Below are 21875 nucleotides of genomic sequence, written 5' to 3'. Positions count from 1 at the left end.
TCTACGGCCGGAGGAAACCGACCTCGGGGTGAGCCGGCGTAGGGCCCTGGAGCAGCGGTTGCGGGACGCCCCGCAGGTGGAGGTCGAAGAACGCGCGAACAAAATCACGGGTGATGTACCAACCCCGCTCACCTGAGAGCGGAACCGCCGGGTCCGCCAGTCCCAGCTGCTCCGCCAGCCAGGGGATGTCGGTGAAGGAGAAGTGCCCGGCCCCGGCCACGGTCAGCCAGCGTTTCCAGCCGTGCAGGCGGTCCCAGGTGGCGGGCCAGTCGCTGGCGGTGCCGGGACCGTGGACGTCCTCGGTGCCGACCATCATGAACGGGCGCCGGCCGAGCCCGGACCCGGCGTCGCGCACGAAGAACCCTCCGTCGAGGTTGACCCCTGCCCGTACGCGGCGGTCGGCGGCCATCGTCGCCATGGCGGCCGCCCCGCCGATCGAGTGTCCCGCTACGCCGATGCGGTGCGGGTCGATCACGTGGGCGAGCGCGCCCGCTCTCCGGTGGCCGGTCAGCTCGTCGATCACGAAGGACAGGTCCGCGGCCCGGCCCTCCACGACCACGGCCTCCTCGACATCGGCGCCGACCCGCTCGCAGGCCACGCAGGGCGGGACCCGGCCGCCGGGGAACTCCGTGCCGACGGACTCGTAGGCGTGGTCCACGGCGGCCACGACGTAACCCCGGCCGGCCAGTTCCTCGGCGAGCGCGGTGAGCGTGGTGCGCGGCATCGAGAACCCGGGGGACAGGAGCACCAGCGGGAAGCGGCCCGGTGCGGGTGGCGCGGACAGCCGCGCGTGCGTCCGCGTCCCCGCCACCGTCGCGGCCGGTACGACCCCGGCGAGCCCCTTGGCCTCCAGCAGCCGCTGCGCCTCGCTCACGGTCATGTACGGCGCAGGTGTCCCGCCGGACGGGCGTGCCGGGTAGAACACGGACACCATCAGCTCCCTGCCGCGCGCCGAGGGCACCCAGGGGTCGGCGCGGTGCCGGTCGACGAGGTGCAGGGTGCGACGGCCCACGGGGCGGGGGCCGGTGGGGGAGGGCAGCTCCAGTACGGCGGCGGGCGCCGACGACGCGGGGGCCGCTCCCAGAAGGGGGACGGACGCGGCTCCCGCGATCAGTGCGGTCAGGACGGTTCTGCGTGAGGTGCGTGATCTGCCGGTCATGCGGACGACGTTAGGGGCCGCGCCCCGCTCAACGCGTCGGAGCACAGGCGTACTTGGGTGTACGACCAAGGTCTGACGACCGGCCCCGGGATGCCACCGTGGGATCAGTTCGGGTCCCGGAGCCTGCGTCCTCTGCTCTCGGCCACCCGCAGCGCGTCCGCGAGAGCCTCGGTGAGGCGCTCGGCGAGGTAGCGGAGTTCGCCGCGCGGGGTACGGGGGAGGAGGACGCGGGCGTGGGCGAGGAGCTCCGCGCCCATGCCGAGCTGGGTGGACTCGGTGGTGTCGGCCAGCCGGGAGACCGGGCCGCCGCCGTCGTCATCGGTGATCAGATAGCAGGGCTTGCCCTCGGGACCCGACCAGGGGAGCAGACGGGGCTCGCGCGGTGCCGTCATGCCGCCGCCTGTAGTTCGTACAGCGCGCGCGTGAGGAGGTACGGGCGGACGGCCGCGGTCTCGGTGCCGTCGAGGACGGTGGGCAGGCCGTAGGGACTGCGGTGGGAGGGGAGGGGGAGCGCGCTGATGGCGGCCGGACAGGGCGGTGCAGGGTGCGCGGGCGGTCGTGGTCGGGTGCGGCGGTGGGTGCCTCGGGGGTTGAGCAGCAGGCTCACCCATGTGACTAGGCGGCCGATAAGGTACGGCATGTCATCAGCTCCTTAGGGGTCTCAGCCGGTGGCCACACCCCCGGACGGCTCCACCCGTCGCGGGGGTTTCGGTTGGACTGGCCATCGTGGTCTACCGCAGTCTACTGCGGTCGCGCGGTCTACCGCACCGTTTTAGCGTCCATCGCATGACTCCCGAGCTTGATCGCACCCGGCCCGTCTGGCGACAGGTCGCCGCTGTCATCGAGGCGCGCATCGCGGACGGCACCTATCCCGTCGATGCCCGGGTTCCGTCGGTGGTCGAGTTGTCGGCCGAGTTCGCGATTGCGGCGTCGACCGCGCAGAAGGCCCTCGCCCATCTGAAAGGGGAGGGGCTGATCCGTGCTGAAGTCGGCCTCGGCTCATTCGTCGCCCGGCGGTCGGCCGGTGAGGACAAGGCGTAGCGAACGGGGACCTCGCGCGTCGCCGTCGTGCAGTCGCCCCCGGCCGATCACAGGCCCCAGGTGACGGAAGGTGGCGACCCTGCCTCCGGTGCTTGATCGGAACCGCATGATGCGGCCATCGCGTGATCGTTCGTATGGACGGTTCGGATGATCAGGCGGAAGCTCCACGGCGACGGTTCGGCAAGCGGCCCTGGGTGATCGGGGGCGCCGCGGGTGTCGTGGCGTTGGCGGTCGCCGTGGGGATGGTGGTCGCCGACGACGGGCCGTCCGGCGTCGCGGCGCCGTACGGCTGCGGGGCCGGCGGCGCGCACGGCACCGCCGCCACCGCGTCCGCGTCGGACCGGCCCGCGCCGGAAGGCGCCGCCGACTTCGACGGGGACGGGAACCCCGACCTGGTCCTCGGGGGGCCTTCGGACGTGGAGGGCGCTGTCGGCGGCGGGAGTATCGAGGTCGTGTACGGGGCGGGGGCGGGGGCCGCCCGTTGTCAGTACCTGACGCAGGACGACGCCGGGATCCCCGGGAAGAGCGGCTACGAGGCCTTCTTCGGAGCGACGACCGTGGCGCGCGACTTCGACGGGGACGGGTACAGCGACCTCGCCGCCTCCGTCATCGACCCGGGGCCGAGCGTCATCATCATGTGGGGTTCCGAGGGCGGGCTCTCGAGTGCCGCGCGGGTGCCGGGGACGGACGTCAGCCACGTCGCCTGGGACAACGACGGGTCCCTGGACGAGCGCCTCGTCGCCGGGGACTTCGACGGGGACGGGCATGGCGACCTGGTCTTCGGGCTCGGCTCCGACAAGGGGCTGCTCAAGGGGCCCTTCGCGCGGGACGGCAGTCCCGCCGGGACGGACCGTGTCCCCGCCCCGCGCAGGCCTTCCCCCGACGTCGAACTCGCGCGCTACGTCGGCCTCGTCGCCGGGGACCTCGACGGCGACGGGATCGACGACCTGGTGAGCTTCCACGAGGCGGACACGGAATCCGAAGTGAACCGTCCGGTGAGCTACCTGCGCGGTGGCCGGACCGGCTTCACGCAACCGGAGGGCACGCGGCTGCCCGACGCGGACACGGGTGCGATCGGCGACGTGGACGGGGACGGCATCGACGACCTGGTCCTCAACCCCTTCGGCGGCGACCCGAGCCGCAGTGCGGTGACGGTGGCGTACGGGTCGCAGGACGGCCCGGGGAAGCGGACGACGACCGTCGACCAGGACACCCCCGGCGTGCCCGGCGAGGAACTGCGGGACGAGGACGTCGTCTTCGAGGAGCTGGACACGGGGGACGTCAACGGTGACGGATACGCGGACGTGGTGGCCGGGGCTCCCCGGTGGGACCTGGACGGGAACGGGGAGCCGGGGCCCGAGTACGTGCTGTTCCTGGCGGGAGGACCGGAAGGGCTCAGCGGTGACGGCGCCCGGCTGTTGGACGGGCACGACCTCGGCGCCGCCCAGGGCGGGGACGCCGACTTCGGCGCCGACGTGGGTCTCACCGACCTGGACGGCGACGGGCTGGCCGACCTGGTGGTGACCGCGCCGGGCGACAGCACAGTCGACAGCGTCACATGGCTGTTGTCCGGCACCACCGACGGCCCCTCCACCGCGGGCGTCACCCGGCTGTCCACGGACACCTTGCGAGAGACCGCCCACTGAAGATTCCGATCCCTGTCCCACGCGATCTAGGACATGTCCTGGCCTAGATCGCTCCTACTGTGGTCCTCGACCGACGGAGCAGGAACACCGGAAGGCGAAGACCATGACCCTTGACGAGTCGACCACCAGCGAGCCGACCACCAGCGACCTGACCGAGGCGCCTGCCGTCACCGGTGAGCGCGCCGACCTGCTGGAGATGCTGGCCAAGCACCGGCACTTCCTGCGCTTCACCACCCGTGACCTCACCGACGAGCAGGCCGGTCTCCGGACCACCGCCAGCGAGCTGTGTCTGGGCGGCCTGATCAAGCACGTGACCTCGGTCGAGCGGAACTGGGCCGCCTTCATCGTGGAGGGCCCCTCGGTGATGGGGGACTTCACGGCCATGACCGAGGCCGACTGGGCCCAGCGGGCCGACGAGTTCCGGATGCTGCCCGGTGACACGCTGGACGGTGTGCTGGCCGGCTACGCCGAGGCCGCCCGACTGACCGACGAACTGGTCGCCTCCCTGCCCGACCTGGGGGCCACCCAGCCGCTGCCGAAGGCGCCCTGGTTCGAGGCCGACGCCGAGTGGTCGGCCCGCCGGGTGCTGATCCACGTCATCGCCGAGACCGCCCAGCACGCCGGCCACGCCGACATCATCCGCGAGTCCCTGGACGGCGCCAAGAGCATGGGCTGACGGGCGGCGTCCGGGCGGGCGGACGGGGCGAGCGGAACCCCGGCGCGGCGATCACCCGTGGATCCCGCCGGGTTGGCGAGGGTGATGTTCGGGCCGGCGACGCAGCCGTCGGGGACCGGCGTTCTCGACACCGCCGGTCAGGGCATCGTCTCGCCCCGCACCAGCGGGCGGCACACCGGCTGGACCTCGTCGGGAAGGTCGTCGGGGCGGCACCAGCGGGCCTCGAGGATCTCGGTCGGGTCGAGGCGCAGCTCGCCGCCCAGCAGACGGGCCTCGTACGCCACCTCGAGGCGGGTGCGCAGACCGCTGTTGAGCATGACCAGCCTGCCCACCTCCACGTCGAGGCCGGTCTCCTCCCTGACCTCCCGGACCACGGTCTGCCGGAAGTCCTCGCCCTTGTGCGCGAAGCCGCTCGGCAGACCCCACTGGCGGCCCGGCGCCCACATCCGGTGCTTCAGCATCAGGACGCGCCCCTCGTCGTCGCGCACGACGCCGGTCACGCCGACCACGAACTTGGCGTTCAGAAACCACATGACGCGGCTCTGGAAGGGACGCAGGAGCCGCCAGAGACGGGCAAGGAGTCGTCGCACGGGACCTCGGAGACGTGGTGGTGGGGCGGACTTGGGCATGCGCCATGAGGACGCTACCCGCCACGCCGCGGGGATGTCCGGCCGCCCGCCCGCGGTCCGGATGACGGACGGAGTTGACCCCGGCGGGGCCGGGGACCCATCGTCAGGCACATAGAGGTTGTACGGTCCTGTCCGGCGAGCATTATTCTGGACCGGCCCGCGCAGCGAGATGTGCCATTTGATGCGTGATGCGTGATGTGCGGGATGCGGTGCCGACCGGCCCCGTGCTCACGACGAGTTCCAGGAAGGCCCCCGTGACCACCCCCAGTGCCGCCACCCCGTCCACCCCGGTCACCGCGCCCGTGGCGGGCCGGGGCTCCTCGTCCGACCCGGCGGACGCACCGCACGGAGGAGGCCGGCTGGGACCGGTCGGTCTGGTCATCGCCGGCGGGCTGTCCGTGCAGTTCGGTGCCGCCCTGGCGGTGAGCCTGATGCCGCGGGCCGGGGCGCTCGGTGTGGTGACCCTGCGGCTGGCCGTGGCCGCCGTCGTCATGCTCCTGGTCTGCCGGCCCAGGCTGCGCGGCCACTCCCGGGCGGACTGGGGCACGGTCGTCGTCTTCGGCATCGCCATGGCGGGCATGAACGGCCTCTTCTACCAGGCCGTCGACCGCATCCCGCTCGGCCCCGCCGTCACCCTGGAGGTGCTCGGCCCGCTCGCCCTGTCCGTCTTCGCCTCCCGCCGCGCCGTCAACCTGGTCTGGGCGGCGCTCGCCCTGGCCGGTGTCTTCCTGCTGGGCGGCGGCGGCTTCGACGACCTCGACCCGGCCGGTGCCGCGTTCGCCCTGGCGGCGGGCGCCATGTGGGCGGCCTACATCGTCTTCAGCGCCCGCACCGGGCGCCGCTTCCCGCAGGCCGACGGGCTGGCCCTCGCGATGGCGGTCGGGGCGCTGCTGTTCCTTCCGCTGGGCATCGCCGAGTCGGGGGCGAAGCTGATCGACCCGGTGACGCTCGGTCTGGGCGCCGGGGTCGCCGTGCTCTCCTCCGTGCTGCCCTACACCCTGGAACTCCTCGCCCTGCGCCGCCTGCCCGCCCCGACCTTCGCCATCCTCATGAGCCTGGAGCCCGCCATCGCCGCGGCAGCCGGTTTCCTCATCCTCGACCAGGCCCTGTCCGCCACCCAGTCCGCCGCCATCGCCCTGGTCATCGCGGCGAGCATGGGGGCGGTACGGACCCAGGTGGGGCGGCGTAAGCGGCCGGCGGCCGTTGCCTGACCGAGGCCATGAGCGGGCGCCGAGGGGGCTGGAGCCGGGCGCGGGACGTCGCCTCCCGTCATCCGTCGACGGTCCGCTCGTCGGCCCGGGGCGTGATCGGAAGGCTTGTCGGCGTCGGCAGGTCCGGGCGCCCGGTCCCCTCCGCTGAGCCGCGCGGCCCCGCCGGGGACGCCACCTCGTCGGCCCTGGCGGCCCTGGCGGGGAGCGGAGGGGCCTCGCGCCCGTAAAAATCCAGCAAGCATGCTTGATTGTTTCTGGTGCCCCTGCCATGCTCCTCCCACACCGCCCCGCACACCGCCCCGCACATCGCCGTGCCCGAGGGGAGCGCCCCGTGTCCGACCCGATGCCCGTGATCGACGACCTGCGCGAGGAGGGTGAGGAACTCGACGCGCTGGTCGCCCGGCTGGAAGCCGAGGAGTGGCGGCTCGCCACCCCGGCGCCCCGCTGGACGATCGCCCACCAGATCGCGCACCTGAACTGGACCGACCGGGCCGCCCTGCTCGCCGTCACCGACGAGGACGGCTTCCGGGGTCTGGTCGAGCAGGCCCTCGCCGCGCCCGACCGGTACGTCGACGACGGCGCCGAGGAGGGTGCCCGGCAGGCGCCCGCCGCGCTCCTGGCCGTCTGGCGGGAGGGACGCGGCGCCCTCGACAAGGCGCTGCGCGAGGCGGCCCCGGGCAGCCGCTTCCCCTGGTACGGCCCGCCCATGGCGGTCGCCTCCATGGCCACCGCCCGCCTCATGGAGACCTGGGCCCACGGCCTCGACGTCGCCGACGCGCTCGGCGTCTCCCGCCCGCCCACCGACCGCCTGCGGCACGTCGCCCGCATCGGCGTCCGCGCCCGGGACTTCGCCCACGCCGTCCACGGACTGACCCCGCCCACCGAGCAGTTCCGCGTCGAACTCACCGGCCCCGGCGGCGACCTGTGGACGTACGGCCCCGAGGACGCCCCGCAGCGCGTCACCGGCCCGGCGCTCGACTTCTGCCTCCTCGCCACCCAGCGGGCCCACCGCGCCGGCCTCGCCCTCACCGCCGAGGGCCCGGACGCCGACCGCTGGCTGGACATCGCGCAGGCCTTCGCCGGGCCGCCGGGAGCCGGACGCCCGCCGAAGGGGACCGCCAAGTGAGCGTGCTGCGCGTCGGCAACGCCTCCGGTTTCTACGGCGACCGCTTCTCCGCCATGCGCGAGATGCTCACCGGTGGCCCCCTGGACGTCCTCACCGGCGACTACCTCGCCGAGCTGACCATGCTCATCCTGGGCCGCGACCGGCTGAAGGACCCCGGCGCCGGGTACGCCCGCACCTTCCTGCGGCAGTTGGAGGAGTGCCTCGGGCTCGCCCGGGAGCGGGGGGTCAGGATCGTCGCCAACGCGGGCGGACTCAACCCCGCCGGACTCGCCGACGCCGTACGCGCCCTGGCCGACCGGCTCGGCATCCCCGTCCGCGTCGCGCACGTCGAGGGCGACGACCTCGCCGCCGGCCACCCGGGGGCACTGGCCGCGCACGCCTACCTCGGCGGCTTCGGCATCGCCGCGTGCCTGCGGGCCGGCGCGGACGTCGTCGTCACCGGGCGCGTCACCGACGCCGCGCTGGTCACCGGGCCCGCCGCCGCGCACTTCGGCTGGGGGCCGACGGAGTACGACCGGCTCGCCGGCGCGGTCGTCGCCGGACACCTGCTGGAGTGCGGCGCGCAGGCGACCGGCGGCAACTACGCGTTCTTCCAGGACGGCGACGTACGGCGGCCCGGCTTCCCGCTCGCCGAACTGCACGCCGACGGCACCTGCGTCGTCACCAAGCACGACGGCACCGGCGGCTTCGTCGACGTCGGCACGGTCACCGCCCAGCTGCTCTACGAGACGGGCGGCGCCCGGTACGCCGGACCCGACGTCACCGCCCGGCTCGACACCGTACGGCTCACCCAGGACGGACCCGACCGGGTGCGGGTCGACGGCGTGCGGGGGGAGGCACCGCCGCCCACCCTCAAGGTCGGCCTCAACCGCCTCGGCGGATTCCGGGGCGAGGTCGCCTTCGTCCTCACCGGCCTCGACATCGAGGCCAAGGCCGCGCTGGTCCGCGCCCAGATGGAACCCGCGCTCGGCAAGACCGCCGACGTCCGCTGGGACCTGGCCCGCACCGACCGGGCCGACGCCGCGACCGAGGAGACGGCGAGCGCGCTGCTCAGGCTCGTCGTCCGGGACGCCGACCAGCAGGTCGTCGGGCGGGCACTGAGCGGAGCCGCCATCGAGCTGGCCCTCGCCGGCTACCCGGGATTCCATGTGCTCGCGCCACCGGGAAAGGGCGCACCCTATGGGGTCTTCGACGCTGTGTACGTTCCCCATGGGGCCGTCGACCATGTGGCCGTCCTCCATGACGGGCGCCGGATGAGTGTGGCGCCGGCCCAGGACACCGCGGTACTGGCACCCGTACCGGAGCCGTCCCCGCCGCGGCCCCTGCCGCCCGGCCCCGTCCGCCGCGCCCCGCTCGGTCTCGTCGCCGGCGCCCGCAGCGGCGACAAGGGCGGCGACGCCAACGTCGGCGTGTGGGCCCGGACCGACGACGCCTGGCGCTGGCTCGCCCACGAGCTGACCGCCGACCGGTTCCGCGAGCTGATCCCCGAGGCCCGCGACCTGCCCGTCACCCGGCACCAGCTCCCCAACCTGCGGGCCCTCAACTTCGTCGTCGGCGGCATCCTCGGCGAGGGCGTCGCCGCGCAGGCCCGTTTCGACCCGCAGGCCAAGGCCCTCGGCGAATGGCTGCGCTCCCGACACCTGGACATCCCGGAGGGCCTGCTGTGACCGTCGCCCCGCCGCACCTCCCGGAGGACCTCCCATGACCGTCCTGCCCTCCGCCCTCGACCCCGCCACGCCCGAGCACCGGGCCAACCGCGAGGCCATGCTCGCCCGACTCGCCGACCTGGACGCCGAACACGCCAAGGCCCTCGCGGGTGGCGGCGAGAAGTACGTCGCCCGGCATCGCAAGCGCGGCAAGCTGCTGGCCCGCGAGCGCATCGAGCTGCTCCTGGACCCCGACACGCCCTTCCTGGAGCTGTCCCCGCTCGCCGCCTGGGGCAGTGAGTACGCGGTGGGCGGCTCCCTCGTCACCGGCATCGGTGTCGTCGAGGGCGTCGAGTGCCTGATCACCGCCAACGACCCGACCGTGCGCGGCGGCGCCAGCAATCCCTGGTCGCTGAAGAAGGCCCTGCGCGCCAACGACATCGCGCTCGCCAACCGGCTGCCCTGCATCAGCCTCGTCGAGTCCGGCGGCGCCGACCTGCCCTCCCAGAAGGAGATCTTCATCCCGGGCGGGGCGATCTTCCGCGACCTCACCCGGCTGTCGGCGGCCGGAATCCCCACGATCGCCGTCGTCTTCGGCAACTCCACGGCCGGGGGCGCCTACATCCCCGGCATGTCCGACCACACCATCATGGTCAAGGAGCGCGCCAAGGTGTTCCTCGGCGGGCCGCCGCTGGTCAAGATGGCCACCGGCGAGGAGAGCGACGACGAGTCGCTGGGCGGCGCCGAGATGCACGCCCGCACCTCCGGCCTCGCCGACCACTTCGCCGCCGACGAACCGGACGCACTGCGCCAGGCCCGCCGCGTCGTCGCCCGCCTCAACCACCGCAAGGCGTACGCCGACCCGCCCCTCGCCGAGCCGCCCAAGTACGACCCCGAGGAACTCCTCGGCATCGTCCCCGCCGACCTCAGGGCACCCTTCGACCCGCGCGAGGTCATCGCCCGGATCGTCGACGCCTCCGACTTCGACGAGTTCAAGCCCCTGTACGGGACGAGCCTGGCCACCGGCTGGGCCGCCCTGCACGGCTATCCGGTGGGCATCCTCGCCAACGCCCAGGGGGTCCTGTTCAGCGAGGAGTCGCAGAAGGCCGCCCAGTTCATCCAGCTCGCCAACCAGCGCGACATCCCGCTCCTCTTCCTGCACAACACCACCGGCTACATGGTCGGCAAGGAGTACGAGCAGGGCGGCATCATCAAGCACGGCGCCATGATGATCAACGCGGTCTCCAACTCTCGCGTCCCCCACCTGTCCGTCCTCCTGGGCGCCTCCTACGGCGCCGGCCACTACGGCATGTGCGGCCGCGCCTACGACCCCCGCTTCCTCTTCGCCTGGCCCAGCGCCAAGTCCGCCGTCATGGGCCCCCAGCAGCTCGCCGGCGTGCTCTCCATCGTCGCCCGCCAGTCCGCCGCCGCGAAGGGACAGCCGTACGACGACGAGGGCGACGCCGCCCTGCGCGCCATGGTGGAGCAGCAGATCGAGTCCGAGTCGCTGCCCATGTTCCTGTCCGGGCGGCTCTACGACGACGGCGTCATCGACCCCCGCGACACCCGTACCGTCCTCGGCCTGTGCCTGTCCGCCGTGCACACCGCCCCCTACGCGGGCGCGCGCGGCGGCTTCGGCGTCTTCCGCATGTGAGGGTGAGAGACCAGTGATCACTTCCGTCCTCGTCGCCAACCGCGGCGAGATCGCCTGCCGCGTCTTCCGCACCTGCCGCGAGGCGGGCATCCGCACCGTCGCCGTGCACTCGGACGCCGACGCGAACGCCCTCCACGCGCGCGTGGCCGACGCGGCCGTACGCCTGCCGGGCGCGGCCCCCGCCGACACCTACCTGCGCGGCGACCTCATCGTGAAGGCCGCCGTCGCCGCCGGGGCCGACGCCGTCCACCCCGGCTACGGGTTCCTCTCCGAGAACGCCGACTTCGCGCGCGCCGTACGGGACGCCGGACTGGTGTGGATCGGACCGCCGCCCGAGGCCATCGAGGCGATGGCGTCCAAGACCCGCGCCAAGGAACTGATGGGCGTCGCACCCGTCACCGACGCCACGGACGTCACCGAGGCGGACCTGCCGGTGCTGGTGAAGGCGGCGGCGGGCGGCGGCGGACGCGGCATGCGCGTCGTACGCCGCCTCGCCGACCTCGACGCCGCACTGACCGCCGCCCGCGCGGAGGCCACCAGCGCCTTCGGCGACGGCGAGGTCTTCGTCGAGCCCTACCTGGAGAACGGCCGCCACGTCGAGGTGCAGATCCTCGCCGACACCCACGGCACCGTCTGGGCCCTCGGCACCCGCGACTGCTCCCTCCAGCGCCGCCACCAGAAGGTGATCGAGGAGGCCCCGGCACCCGGCCTCACCCCCGGACTCACCGCCGAACTCCACGACCTCGCCGTACGCGCCGCCCGCGCCGTCCACTACGTCGGCGCCGGCACCGTCGAGTTCCTCGTCGCCGACGGCAGGGCGCACTTCCTGGAGATGAACACCCGCCTCCAGGTCGAACACCCCGTCACGGAGGCGGTGTTCGGCATCGACCTCGTCGCCCTCCAGCTCCGGATCGCCGAAGGACACGCCCTCGAATCCGACCCCCCGCGCGCGCGGGGCCACGCCGTCGAGGCCCGCCTGTACGCCGAGGACCCGGCGCACGGCTGGGCCCCGCAGACCGGCCGCCTGCACCGCCTCACCGTCCCCGACGGCATCCGCCTGGACACCGGCTGCACCGACGGCGACGACATCGGCGTCCACTACGACCCGATGCTCGCCAAGGCGGTCGCCCACGCACCCACGCGCGCGGAGGCCGTCCGCCGCCTCGCCGGCGCCCTCGAACGGGCCGCGATCCACGGCCCGGTCACCAACCGCGACCTGCTCGTCCGCTCCCTGCGCCACGAGGAGTTCACCTCCGGACGCATGGACACGGGCTTCTACGACCGCCACCTGGCCGAGCTGACCGAGCCCGCCCCCGACCCCCTCGCGCCCCTGGCCGCCGCCCTCGCCGACGCGACCGTGAACGGGGGCCGCTTCGGCGGCTGGCGCAACCTCGCCTCGCAGCCGCAGGTCAAGCGCTACGCCGTGGCGGGGGAGGAGCACGAGGTCCGCTACCACCACACCCGTACGGGCCTCACCGCCGAGGGCGTACACGTCGTGCAGGCCGGCCGCGACCGGGTCGTCCTCGAAGCGGACGGCGTACGGCGCCGCTTCGACATCGCCCGCTACGGCGACCGGATCCACGTCAACGCCACCGCGCTGACCGCCCTGCCCCGCTTCCCCGACCCCACCGCCCAGCACGCCCCCGGCTCCCTCCTCGCCCCCATGCCGGGCACGGTCGTCCGCGTCGCGGAGGGCCTGACCGAGGGCACCACCGTCCAGGCGGGCCAGCCCCTCCTGTGGCTGGAGGCCATGAAGATGGAGCACAGGATCACGGCCCCGGTGACGGGAAGGCTGACGGCGCTCCCGGCGGCTCCCGGACGGCAAGTGGAGGTCGGCGCCCTCTTGGCCGTGGTCGAGGGAGACGCCGAGTAGGGGCGCGGGGCTGCATCGAATATGCGGCTCCGCCGCGTGAGCGCGAGCAACCACACACAACCCGCACCCGAAGGAGCACAGTGACCACCCTCATCGAATCCGAAGAGCACAAGTCCCTCCGCGCAGCGGTAACCGCCTTCGCCCGGACCCACCCCCACACCGCCGACCCCGAAGACGGCAAACGCCTCTGGCAGGAAGCCGCCAAGCTCGGCTACATAGGCGTCAACCTGCCGGAGGCATACGGCGGTGGAGGCGCCGGTATCGCCGAACTCGCCCTCGTCCTCGAGGAGCTGGGCGCCGCGGGCAACCCCCTCCTCATGATGATCGTCTCCCCGGCGATCTGCGGCACCGTGATCTCCCGCTTCGGCACCGAGGAGCAGAAACGCGAGTGGCTCCCGCCGCTCGCCGACGGCACCCGCCTCATGGCCTTCGGCATCACCGAACCCGACGCCGGCTCCAACAGCCACCGCATCACCACCACCGCCCGCCGCGACGCGGCCACCGGGGACTGGATCCTCACCGGCCGCAAGGTCTTCGTCTCCGGCGTCGACATCGCCGACGCCACCCTGATCGTCGGCCGTACCGAGGACGCCCGCACCGGCAGGCTCAAGCCCTGCCTGTTCATCGTCCCGCGCGACGCCCCGGGCTTCGAGCGCCGCCCCATCGACATGGAACTCAACGCCGTGGAGCGGCAGTTCGAGCTGACCCTCGACGACGTACGGCTGCCCGCCGACGCCCTGGTCGGCGACGAGGACGCGGGCCTCCTGCAACTCTTCGCGGGCCTCAACCCCGAGCGCGTCATGACGGCCGCGTTCGGCATCGGCATGGGCCGCCACGCCCTCTCCCGGGCCCTCGACTACGCCCGTGAGCGCACCGTCTGGAAGACCCCCATCGGCGCCCACCAGGCCATCGCCCACCCCCTCGCCCAGGCGCACATCGACCTCGAACTCGCCCGCCTGATGATGCAGAAGGCGGCGCACCTGTACGACGCGGGCGACGACGCCGGCGCGGGCGAGGCCGCCAACATGGCCAAGTACGCGGCCGGAGAGGCCTGTGTGAGGGCCGTCGACCAGGCCGTGCACACCCTCGGCGGCAACGGCCTCACCCGCGAGTACGGGCTGGCCCGGCTGATCACGGCCTCGCGCGTGGCCCGTATCGCCCCCGTGAGCCGGGAGATGATCCTCAACTACGTCTCCCACCAGACCCTGGGCCTGCCCAAGTCGTACTAGGCCAGTACCAGGCCGGTACCAGACCGTGTCCGAGCGGCGTTGGAGGAACCGTGTTCCGCAGCGAGTACGCAGACGTCCCGCCCGTCGACCTGCCCATCCACGACGCGGTGCTCGGCGGTGCCGCCGCCTTCGGCGGCACCCCGGCGCTGATCGACGGCACCGACGGCACCACCCTGACCTACGAGCAGGTGGACCGGTTCCACCGGCGCGTCGCCGCCGCCCTCGCCGCCACCGGCGTACGAAAGGGCGACGTCCTGGCCCTGCACAGCCCCAACACCGTCGCCTTCCCGCTCGCCTTCTACGCCGCCACCCGCGCGGGCGCCTCCGTCACCACCGTGCACCCGCTCGCCACCGCCGAGGAGTTCGCCAAGCAGCTGAAGGACAGCGCGGCCCGCTGGATCGTCACCGTCTCACCGCTCCTCGGCACCGCCCGCCGGGCCGCCGAACTCGCGGGCGGAGTACGGGAGATACTCGTCTGCGACGGCGCGCCCGGCCACCGCTCGCTCGTCGACATGCTGGCCTCGACCGCGCCCGAACCCTCCGTCGCCATCGACCCGGCCGAGGACGTCGCCGCCCTGCCGTACTCCTCGGGCACCACCGGCACCCCCAAGGGCGTCATGCTCACCCACCGGCAGATCGCCACCAACCTCGCCCAGCTCGAACCGTCGATGCCGGCCGCGCCGGGCGACCGCGTCCTCGCCGTGCTGCCGTTCTTCCACATCTACGGCCTCACCGCCCTGATGAACGCACCGCTGCGGCTCGGCGCCACCGTCGTCGTCCTGCCCCGCTTCGACCTGGAGCAGTTCCTCGCCGCCATCCAGAACCACCGCATCACCGGCCTGTACGTCGCCCCGCCGATCGTCCTGGCCCTCGCCAAGCACCCGCTGGTCGCCGACTACGACCTCTCCTCGCTGAAGTACGTCGTCAGCGCCGCCGCCCCGCTGGACGCGCGGCTCGCCACCGCCTGCTCCCGGCGGCTCGGCCTGCCGCCCGTCGGCCAGGCGTACGGCATGACGGAACTGTCCCCGGGCACCCACGTCGTCCCCCTGGACGCCATGGCCGAGGCGCCGCCCGGCACCGTCGGCAAGCTGATCGCCGGGACCGAGATGCGCGTCGTCTCCCTCACCGACCCCGGCGAGGACCTCCCCGCCGGGGAGTCCGGCGAGATCCTCATCCGCGGACCGCAGGTCATGAAGGGCTACCTGGGCCGCCCCGACGCCACCGCCGCCATGATCGACGAGGAGGGCTGGCTGCACACCGGGGACGTCGGACACGTCGACACCGACGGCTGGCTGTTCGTCGTCGACCGCGTCAAGGAACTCATCAAGTACAAGGGCTTCCAGGTGGCCCCCGCCGAACTGGAGGCCCTCCTGCTCACCCACCCCGGCATCGCCGACGCGGCCGTCGTCGGCGCCTACAACGACGACGGCAACGAAGTACCGCACGCCTTCGTCGTCCGGCGTCCGGCCGCACCCGGCCTCGCGGAGGGCGAGATCATGATGTACGTCGCCGAACGCGTCGCCCCCTACAAACGCGTCCGCCGGGTCACGTTCGTCGACACCGTCCCCCGCGCCACCTCCGGCAAGATCCTGCGCCGACAGCTGAGGGAGCGGTGATGACCCCCGTCGCCCGGATCGACCGCACGCGCGCGCGAGGCGTCGAGACCCTCGCCCTCGACTCCCCGCACAACCGCAACGCCCTGTCCGCCGCCCTCGTCGGCGACCTCGCCGACGCCCTCGCCGAGGCCGACCGGGACCCCGGCGTCCGCGCCGTCGTCCTCACCCACACCGGCACCACCTTCAGCGCCGGAGCCGACCTGCGCGACCCGCCCGACCCGGACGCCCTGGCCGGCCTGTTCCGGCGGATCGCCGAGGTGCCGAAACCGGTGATCGCCCGCGTAGCCGGGCACGCCCGCGCGGGCGGCCTCGGCCTCCTCGCCGCCTGCGACATCGCGGCCGCGTCCACGGAGTCGACCTTCGCCTTCACCGAGGTCCGCATCGGCGTCGCGCCCGCCGTCATCTCCCTGGCCCTGCTGCCCCGCACCGACCCCCGCGCCCTCGCCCGCTACTACCTCACCGGCGAGCGCTTCGACGCCGCCGAGGCCGCCCGCATCGGCCTGGTCACGGTGGCGGGCGACGACGTGGACGCCGTACTCGAACCCGTCCTCGACGGTGTGCGCCGCGCCTCACCGCAGGGTCTGGCCGAGACGAAACGGCTGCTCACGGCTAGGGTGCTGGAGGCCTTCGACCGGGACGCGGCCGACCTGACCGCGCTCTCGGCCCGGCTGTTCGCCTCCCCGCAGGCCCGCGAGGGGATGACGGCCTTCCTCGAACGACGGGATCCGGAATGGGTGGTCTGAGCGGCTCCGCGCACACGGCGGAGCGCGCGGAACGCGTACCCAAGCAGGACCGGAGCCGGGCCACCCGGCAACGGCTCCTGGAAGCCGCCCTGGCCTGCCTCGCCGAACGCGGCTGGGCCGGCTCCACGGTCACCGTCGTCGCCGAACACGCCGGCGTCTCCCGCGGCGCCGCCCAGCACCACTTCCCGACCCGCGAGGACCTCTTCACGGCGGCCGTGGAGTACGTCGCCGAGGAACGCTCCACCGCGCTGCGGGCCCTGTTCCCCGACGGCGCGGCGCCCGGCGACCGCCACGCCGTCGTCGCCGCCCTCGTCGACCTCTACACCGGCCCGCTCTTCCGCGCCGCCCTGCACCTGTGGGTCGCCGCCTCCCACGAGGAGCAACTGCGCGGCCGGGTCACCGAGCTGGAGGCCCGCGTCGGCCGGGAGACCCACCGCATCGCCGTCGACCTCCTCGGCGCCGACGAGTCCCGCCCCGGCGCCCGGGAAACCGTCCAGGGCCTCCTCGACATGGCCCGCGGCCTGGGCCTCGCCAACCTCCTCACCGACGACGCGGCACGGCGGGACCGGGTGGTGGAGCAGTGGGCGCGGCTGCTGGAGCAGGCGCTGGAGGGGGAGGCGGACTGACACCGGGGGGACCGGTTCCAGTGACCGTCGACCCGGGGGCGGCGGGTGGGTCCCGCCGGGGTCCCGGCGCCCGGACGCGTCACGGACCGAGCCGCTCCACCCGCCAGGCCCCGCCCGCCTGCGCCACGTACCGCAGGCGGTCGTGCAGCCGGTTCTCCCGGCCCTGCCAGAACTCCACCGCCTCCGGCACCACCCGGAACCCGCCCCAGTGCGGCGGCACCGGCACCTGCTCGTCCTGCGGATAGCGGGCGTCCAGCTCGGCGTACGCGGCGTCCAGGGCACGCCGGTCGGCCACCACCCGGGACTGCGCGCTGGCCCAGGCGCCCAGCTGGGAGCCGTGCGGCCGGGTCCGGAAGTACGCGGCGGTCTCGTCCCGCCCGGTGCGCCGGGCCACGCCCGACACCACGACCTGCCGGGCCATCGGATGCCAGGGGAACAGCAGCGAGACGTACGGGTTCGCGTCCAGCTCGCGCGCCTTGCGGGAGTCGTAGTTGGTGTAGAAGACGAACCCCTGCTCGTCGAAGTGCTTCAGCAGCACCGTGCGGGAGCTGGGCCGTCCCTCCGGGTCCGCCGTGGAGACGACCACGGCGTTCGGCTCGAACAGCCCGCCGTCCGTGGCGGCCTGCTTGAACCAGCGCGCGAACTGCTCGACGGGCGTCGCGGCCAGCTCCGTCTCGGACAGCCCCTCGGCCCGGTACTGCCGGCGCATCGAGGCGAGGTCCAAGGGCGCGGCGGCGGGCGCGGCGGAGGCGGAGGAGGCGGCGGACACGGCGGGGACGGCGGAATCGGCTTCGCGGTCGGTCACGCCGCCCATCCTGCCGTATCCGCCCCGCCGCCCGGCGCGGCCCCGGGAAGGGACCGGTGTCCTTCGTCACGCAGTGGCACTGAGTGCCGCAACCACTCCCCAACCGTGGCACCCGGGGATATCGTGCTTGCTCCCGCTCCGGTTGGGTGACCGACGGCCGTACGGGGCATCACAGGGAAGACCGGCAGGACCGCGAGTCGAGGACACGACCGTGGATCCATGGGGGCGCCGCACCGCTTCCGCCCAGGTCGCCACAGACCACGATCACGAGGAGCCGCCTGATGTCCGACTTCGTACCCGGGCTCGAAGGAGTCATCGCGTTCGAGACGGAGATCGCCGAACCCGACAAGGAGGGCGGCGCCCTCCGCTACCGCGGCGTCGACATCGAGGACCTGGTCGGGCACGTGTCCTTCGGGAACGTCTGGGGCCTGCTCGTCGACGGGGCCTTCAACCCGGGCCTGCCGCCCGCCGAGCCCTTCCCCATCCCCGTCCACTCCGGCGACGTCCGCGTCGACGTGCAGTCGGCCCTCGCCATGCTCGCGCCGGTCTGGGGACTCAAGCCCCTCCTGGACATCGACGCCGAGCAGGCCCGCGCCGACCTCGCCCGCGCCGCCGTCATGGCCCTGTCCTACGTCGCCCAGTCCGCCCGCGGCCAGGGGATGCCCATGGTGCCGCAGCGCGAGATCGACAAGGCCCAGTCGGTCGTCGAACGCTTCATGATCCGCTGGCGCGGCGAACCCGACCCCAAGCACGTCGCCGCCGTCGACGCCTACTGGACCTCCGCCGCCGAGCACGGCATGAACGCCTCCACCTTCACCGCCCGCGTCATCGCCTCCACCGGCGCCGACGTGTCGGCCGCGCTCTCCGGAGCCGTGGGCGCCATGTCCGGCCCGCTGCACGGCGGCGCCCCGTCCCGCGTCCTGCACATGATCGAGGAGATCGAGCGCACCGGCGACGCCGAGGCCTACGTCAGGAAGACCCTCGACGCGGGCGAACGCCTCATGGGATTCGGCCACCGCGTCTACCGCGCCGAGGACCCGCGCGCCCGCGTCCTGCGCCGCACCGCCCGCGAACTGGGCGCCCCGCGCTACGAGGTCGCCGAGGCCCTGGAGAAGGCCGCCCTCGCCGAACTCCACGCCCGCCGCCCCGACCGGATCCTGGCCACCAACGTCGAGTTCTGGGCGGCCATCATGCTGGACTTCGCCGAGGTCCCGGCCCCCATGTTCACCTCGATGTTCACCTGCGCCCGCACCGCCGGCTGGTCCGCGCACATCCTCGAGCAGAAGCGCACCGGCCGCCTGGTCCGCCCCTCCGCCCGCTACGTGGGCCCCGGCTCCCGCGACCCGCGCGAGATCGAGGGGTACACCGGCATCGCGGGCTGACCGCGAACCCCGCCCGGAGCGGGCAGGGCGAACGCAGACGACCCGCGAGTCTGGTTCCTCCAGTGGAGGAGCCGGCCGGACGTACCGGCGACTCGCGGGTCGGGTGACTGCTTGGGATTGGGCCGGCTGCACGCGTCTGTCACGCGATGGTCCGGCACCGCACTCCGTGTGGTGCCGGGCCGTCAGCCCGCAGCCACCTCACGCGTCCGGGTTTCATACATCTGCCGAACCACCTCCCTTCTCATGTACCGCACAGCCTAGGAACCGGTCCGCCACCGAGGCAATCGGTTTTTCGGTCCGATTCGCCGCCGATCACCCATGGACGCGTCTTCGCTGGTCACCTACGGTTTCGCTCATGACGAAACGACTGGGGGAGCCGTCGGTCAGGCGGACGATAGTCAGCGGTTCGACCTTCGAGGAGCGGATCGGGTACGCCCGGGCCGTCGTCGACGGCGACCAGGTGCACGTGTCGGGGACGACCGGGTTCGACTACACGGCGATGACCATCTCCGCCGACGTGGTGGAGCAGGCGGAGCAGTGCCTGCGCAACATCGGGGCGGCGCTCGCCGAGGCGGGGTGCACGTTCGCCGACGTGGTGCGGGTGCGGTACCTGCTGCCCGCGCGGGAGGACTTCGAGCCGTGCTGGCCCGTGCTGCGGGAGGCGTTCGGCCGGGTGCGGCCGGCCGCGACCATGATGGTGTGCGGGCTCGCGGACGAGCGGATGCGGATCGAGATCGAGGTGGACGCGCGCCGGGGCACGGTCACCGCCGGACCCGGCCGGGAGCTGCGGATCGAGCCGGTGGACGGGGACGCCATGGCGCGGGGGTGGCGGCACGTGCACAACGTGATCGTGCCGCCGGCCGCGCTGACGCTCGACGAGGTGCGCGAGCGCGTGGGCCGCAACCGGCTGGCGAACGCCTACCTCGGGGACGTGCTCGTCGGCTGCTCCACCGTGCGTCCGCCCCGCGGCGCGGACGGGGCGGCGACCGTGATCGCGCGGGTGCTGCCGGCCTACCGGGGCCGCGGGATCGGCACCGCGCTCTACGAGGCGGGGCTCGCGCACGCGCGCGTGCCGGGTGCCGGGGCGGTGGAGACCGTGGTGCTGGCGGCCAACGCCGACGGGTTGCGGTTCGCCGCGGCGCGTGGGTTCGTGGAGAAGGAGCGGTACGTGCTCGACGGCGAGCGCGACGAGTGGGTCGATCTGCGGCTCGCCGCCCCCGAGGCATGACTCCCGCCGTGCCCCGTCATGACGGGGGCGTATGCCGAGTTTCCGCAGTACAACGATTTCCGCGAACTTGCGGGAACCCGCTGTGTGCTGCATCACGTTCGAGTTGAATGAAGGCCAGTGAGCGAACCGACGTACCGTACGGCGGACGCAGCCTGCAGGGGGTCCAGGTGAGTGCTTCGCGGCGTAGTGGGACCACCGACGAGCTGGGTCCGGAGGAGCCGGAGCAGCCCGAGCGGGACGGCGCGGACCTGTTGGCCGCGCTCCTCGACGGGATGGACGCGGCCCTGTGCGCCTTCGACGCGGACGGGGTCGTCACGCACTGGAACCGCGAGGCGGAGCGGATCCTGGGCTGGAGCGCCGCCGAGGCCGTGGGCCGTCAGGGCTTCGCCGGATGGGCCGTGCGCAGCGCGGACGCCGGGGAGGTGGAGGACCGGCTGCTGTCCGCGATGCGGGCCCCGGGGCGCCAGGTGCACGAGTTCGCGCTGCTGACCAAGGACGGCGGCCGGGTGCTGGTGCGCACCCAGTCCGCCGCGGTCCGCGGTCCCGACGGGAAGCCCGCGGGCGTGTACTGCGCGTTCAGCGAGGTGCACGCCCAGATCGACCTGGAGCGGTCCATCGCGCTGAGCGAGGCCCTGCTGGAGGACGCGAGCTGGGGTGTCGTCCTGGTCGACGCGGACCTGCGGCCGGCCGTGGTCAACGCGCACGCGGCGCGCGCGCTGGGCGCCGGGCGCACGTCCGTCCTGGGGCGGCCGCTCGGCGACCTGCTCGCCCAGGGCGTCGAGGAGCTGGAGAACGCGCTCACCCACGTCCTCGCCGAGGGCGCCCCGCCCGCGCCCGCCGAGGTCTGGGTGAGCCTGCGCACCCCCGAGGGGGAGCGGCGCCGGTGCTGGCGCAGCGGGTTCGTACGGCTGGCGTCGCCGCTGGCGGAGGAGCCGGTGCCGCTGGGCGTCGGCTGGCTGTTCCAGGACGTCACCGAGTCGAAGCAGGGCGAGCAGGAGGCGGCGCTGCTGCGCTTCAGGGCCAACCAGCTGCACCGGGCGGCGCGTGCCGCGGCCGAGTGCGAGGACCCCGCGGAGGCGGCCACCGTCCATCTGGACTTCGCGCTGGCCGGGTTCGCCGACCACGCCCTGATCGACCGGGTCGTGGGCGGGGCCGAGGTGGACACCGACGTGGCCGAGCCGGTGCGGCTGGTCCGGGTCGCGGCCACGCCCTCCGGCGCCCCCGGGCCGAGCGTGCCCTCCGGGACGGCGGGGATGCCGGTGCGCTACGGCGAGACGCACCCCGCCGTGCAGTGCGTCGAGCGGGCGGGTTCCGTGCGGGCCAGCGCCGGTGTGCGCGCGGTGCCGGCCGAGCAGGTGCGGCAGTGGGCGGCGGACCGGCAGTGGCCGGCGGACACCGTGCACGGCCTGTGCGCGGTGCTGCGCAGCCGGGGCCGGACGCTGGGCGTCGTCACCTTCCTGCGGGGCGCGGGCCGCAGCGCGTTCGAGCGGTCCGACGCGGTGTACGCCGAGGACGTCGCGGTCCGGATCGCGACCGCCCTGGACCTGGCCGGCGCGGTGGGGAAGGGGTGACGGGAGCGCCCGGC

General features: G+C 73.8%; 20 protein-coding genes. 15 read left to right on the top strand and 5 right to left on the bottom strand.

The annotated features are described in order from the left end of the window. Position 1: 1 nt before the first annotated feature. The 3 genes from BJ961_RS33540 to BJ961_RS33530 form a co-directional block, all read right to left on the bottom strand. Positions 2-1159 carry an alpha/beta hydrolase family protein gene (locus BJ961_RS33540; protein ID WP_271416524.1) on the bottom strand — a complete coding sequence of 386 codons (1158 nt, stop codon included), beginning with the start codon at positions 1157-1159 and terminating at the stop codon, positions 2-4. Between the two features lie 104 nt (positions 1160-1263). Further along, a complete protein-coding gene (locus tag BJ961_RS33535) occupies positions 1264-1551 on the bottom strand; it encodes a hypothetical protein (RefSeq protein WP_271416523.1) in 288 nt (95 codons plus the stop codon). Then, entirely contained in the window at positions 1548-1799 is a 252-nt protein-coding gene (locus tag BJ961_RS33530; RefSeq protein WP_271416522.1) for a hypothetical protein, read from the bottom strand. The genes BJ961_RS33535 and BJ961_RS33530 overlap by 4 nt, the downstream gene beginning before the upstream one ends. A gap of 146 nt (positions 1800-1945) precedes the next feature. Here BJ961_RS33530 and BJ961_RS33525 point away from each other — a divergent pair, with 146 nt between their 5' ends. The 3 genes from BJ961_RS33525 (at position 1946) to BJ961_RS33515 (ending at position 4522) form a co-directional block, all read left to right on the top strand. Continuing rightward, positions 1946-2200: a GntR family transcriptional regulator gene (locus BJ961_RS33525; RefSeq protein WP_271416521.1), complete on the top strand. Its 255-nt coding sequence runs from the start codon at positions 1946-1948 to the stop codon at positions 2198-2200. Between the two features lie 218 nt (positions 2201-2418). Beyond that, positions 2419-3846 carry an FG-GAP repeat protein gene (locus BJ961_RS33520; protein WP_271416520.1) on the top strand — a complete coding sequence of 476 codons (1428 nt, stop codon included), beginning with the start codon at positions 2419-2421 and terminating at the stop codon, positions 3844-3846. Positions 3847-3949: 103 nt separating this feature from the next. Continuing rightward, positions 3950-4522, top strand: a complete 573-nt coding sequence (locus BJ961_RS33515; RefSeq protein WP_271416519.1) for a DinB family protein — start codon at positions 3950-3952, stop codon at positions 4520-4522. A 137-nt stretch (positions 4523-4659) separates the two neighbouring features. Here BJ961_RS33515 and BJ961_RS33510 read toward each other — a convergent pair whose 3' ends face one another. Beyond that, positions 4660-5112: an NUDIX hydrolase gene (locus BJ961_RS33510; RefSeq protein ID WP_271416518.1), complete on the bottom strand. Its 453-nt coding sequence runs from the start codon at positions 5110-5112 to the stop codon at positions 4660-4662. 293 nt (positions 5113-5405) lie between these two features. Between BJ961_RS33510 and BJ961_RS33505 the strand changes: the two genes are divergently transcribed. The 9 genes from BJ961_RS33505 (at position 5406) to BJ961_RS33465 (ending at position 16875) form a co-directional block, all read left to right on the top strand. Beyond that, positions 5406-6362: an EamA family transporter gene (locus tag BJ961_RS33505; RefSeq protein ID WP_271416517.1), complete on the top strand. Its 957-nt coding sequence runs from the start codon at positions 5406-5408 to the stop codon at positions 6360-6362. Positions 6363-6693: 331 nt separating this feature from the next. Next, on the top strand, positions 6694-7488 hold the full coding sequence (locus BJ961_RS33500) for a TIGR03084 family metal-binding protein (RefSeq protein WP_271416516.1): 795 nt from the start codon (positions 6694-6696) through the stop codon (positions 7486-7488). Continuing rightward, positions 7485-9155 (top strand): acyclic terpene utilization AtuA family protein, encoded by a 1671-nt coding sequence (locus BJ961_RS33495; protein ID WP_271416515.1) that lies wholly within the window; start codon positions 7485-7487, stop codon positions 9153-9155. The genes BJ961_RS33500 and BJ961_RS33495 overlap by 4 nt, the downstream gene beginning before the upstream one ends. 34 nt (positions 9156-9189) lie before the next feature. Beyond that, positions 9190-10788: an acyl-CoA carboxylase subunit beta gene (locus BJ961_RS33490; RefSeq protein ID WP_271416514.1), complete on the top strand. Its 1599-nt coding sequence runs from the start codon at positions 9190-9192 to the stop codon at positions 10786-10788. A gap of 13 nt (positions 10789-10801) precedes the next feature. Continuing rightward, a complete protein-coding gene (locus tag BJ961_RS33485) occupies positions 10802-12661 on the top strand; it encodes an acetyl/propionyl/methylcrotonyl-CoA carboxylase subunit alpha (RefSeq protein WP_271416513.1) in 1860 nt (619 codons plus the stop codon). Between the two features lie 80 nt (positions 12662-12741). After that, positions 12742-13890: an acyl-CoA dehydrogenase family protein gene (locus tag BJ961_RS33480; protein ID WP_271416512.1), complete on the top strand. Its 1149-nt coding sequence runs from the start codon at positions 12742-12744 to the stop codon at positions 13888-13890. 50 nt (positions 13891-13940) lie between these two features. Beyond that, positions 13941-15506 (top strand): 4-coumarate--CoA ligase family protein, encoded by a 1566-nt coding sequence (locus BJ961_RS33475; protein ID WP_271416511.1) that lies wholly within the window; start codon positions 13941-13943, stop codon positions 15504-15506. After that, positions 15506-16249, top strand: a complete 744-nt coding sequence (locus BJ961_RS33470) for an enoyl-CoA hydratase family protein (RefSeq protein WP_271416510.1) — start codon at positions 15506-15508, stop codon at positions 16247-16249. The genes BJ961_RS33475 and BJ961_RS33470 overlap by 1 nt, the downstream gene beginning before the upstream one ends. Further along, positions 16237-16875, top strand: a complete 639-nt coding sequence (locus BJ961_RS33465) for a TetR/AcrR family transcriptional regulator (protein ID WP_271416509.1) — start codon at positions 16237-16239, stop codon at positions 16873-16875. The genes BJ961_RS33470 and BJ961_RS33465 overlap by 13 nt, the downstream gene beginning before the upstream one ends. Positions 16876-16954: 79 nt before the next feature. Here the strand turns inward: BJ961_RS33465 and pdxH are convergent, their stop codons facing one another. After that, positions 16955-17689, bottom strand: coding sequence for a pyridoxamine 5'-phosphate oxidase (gene pdxH, locus BJ961_RS33460; RefSeq protein WP_271416508.1), 735 nt, complete (start codon positions 17687-17689; stop codon positions 16955-16957). A 272-nt stretch (positions 17690-17961) separates the two neighbouring features. On the opposite strand from pdxH, the gene BJ961_RS33455 reads away from it, so the two are divergent. From BJ961_RS33455 to BJ961_RS33445, 3 genes are all read left to right on the top strand, one after another. Further along, positions 17962-19062: a citrate synthase 2 gene (locus BJ961_RS33455; protein WP_271416507.1), complete on the top strand. Its 1101-nt coding sequence runs from the start codon at positions 17962-17964 to the stop codon at positions 19060-19062. A 355-nt stretch (positions 19063-19417) separates the two neighbouring features. Continuing rightward, positions 19418-20290, top strand: a complete 873-nt coding sequence (locus BJ961_RS33450) for a GNAT family N-acetyltransferase (protein WP_271416506.1) — start codon at positions 19418-19420, stop codon at positions 20288-20290. 167 nt (positions 20291-20457) lie between these two features. Continuing rightward, positions 20458-21861, top strand: coding sequence for a PAS domain-containing protein (locus BJ961_RS33445; protein WP_381158869.1), 1404 nt, complete (start codon positions 20458-20460; stop codon positions 21859-21861). Positions 21862-21875 lie beyond the last annotated feature (14 nt).

The organism is Streptomyces lienomycini (assembly GCF_027947595.1).
Taxonomy (GTDB): Bacteria; Actinomycetota; Actinomycetes; order Streptomycetales; family Streptomycetaceae; genus Streptomyces; species Streptomyces lienomycini.
This window is presented reverse-complemented; position numbering and strand designations above follow the sequence as displayed.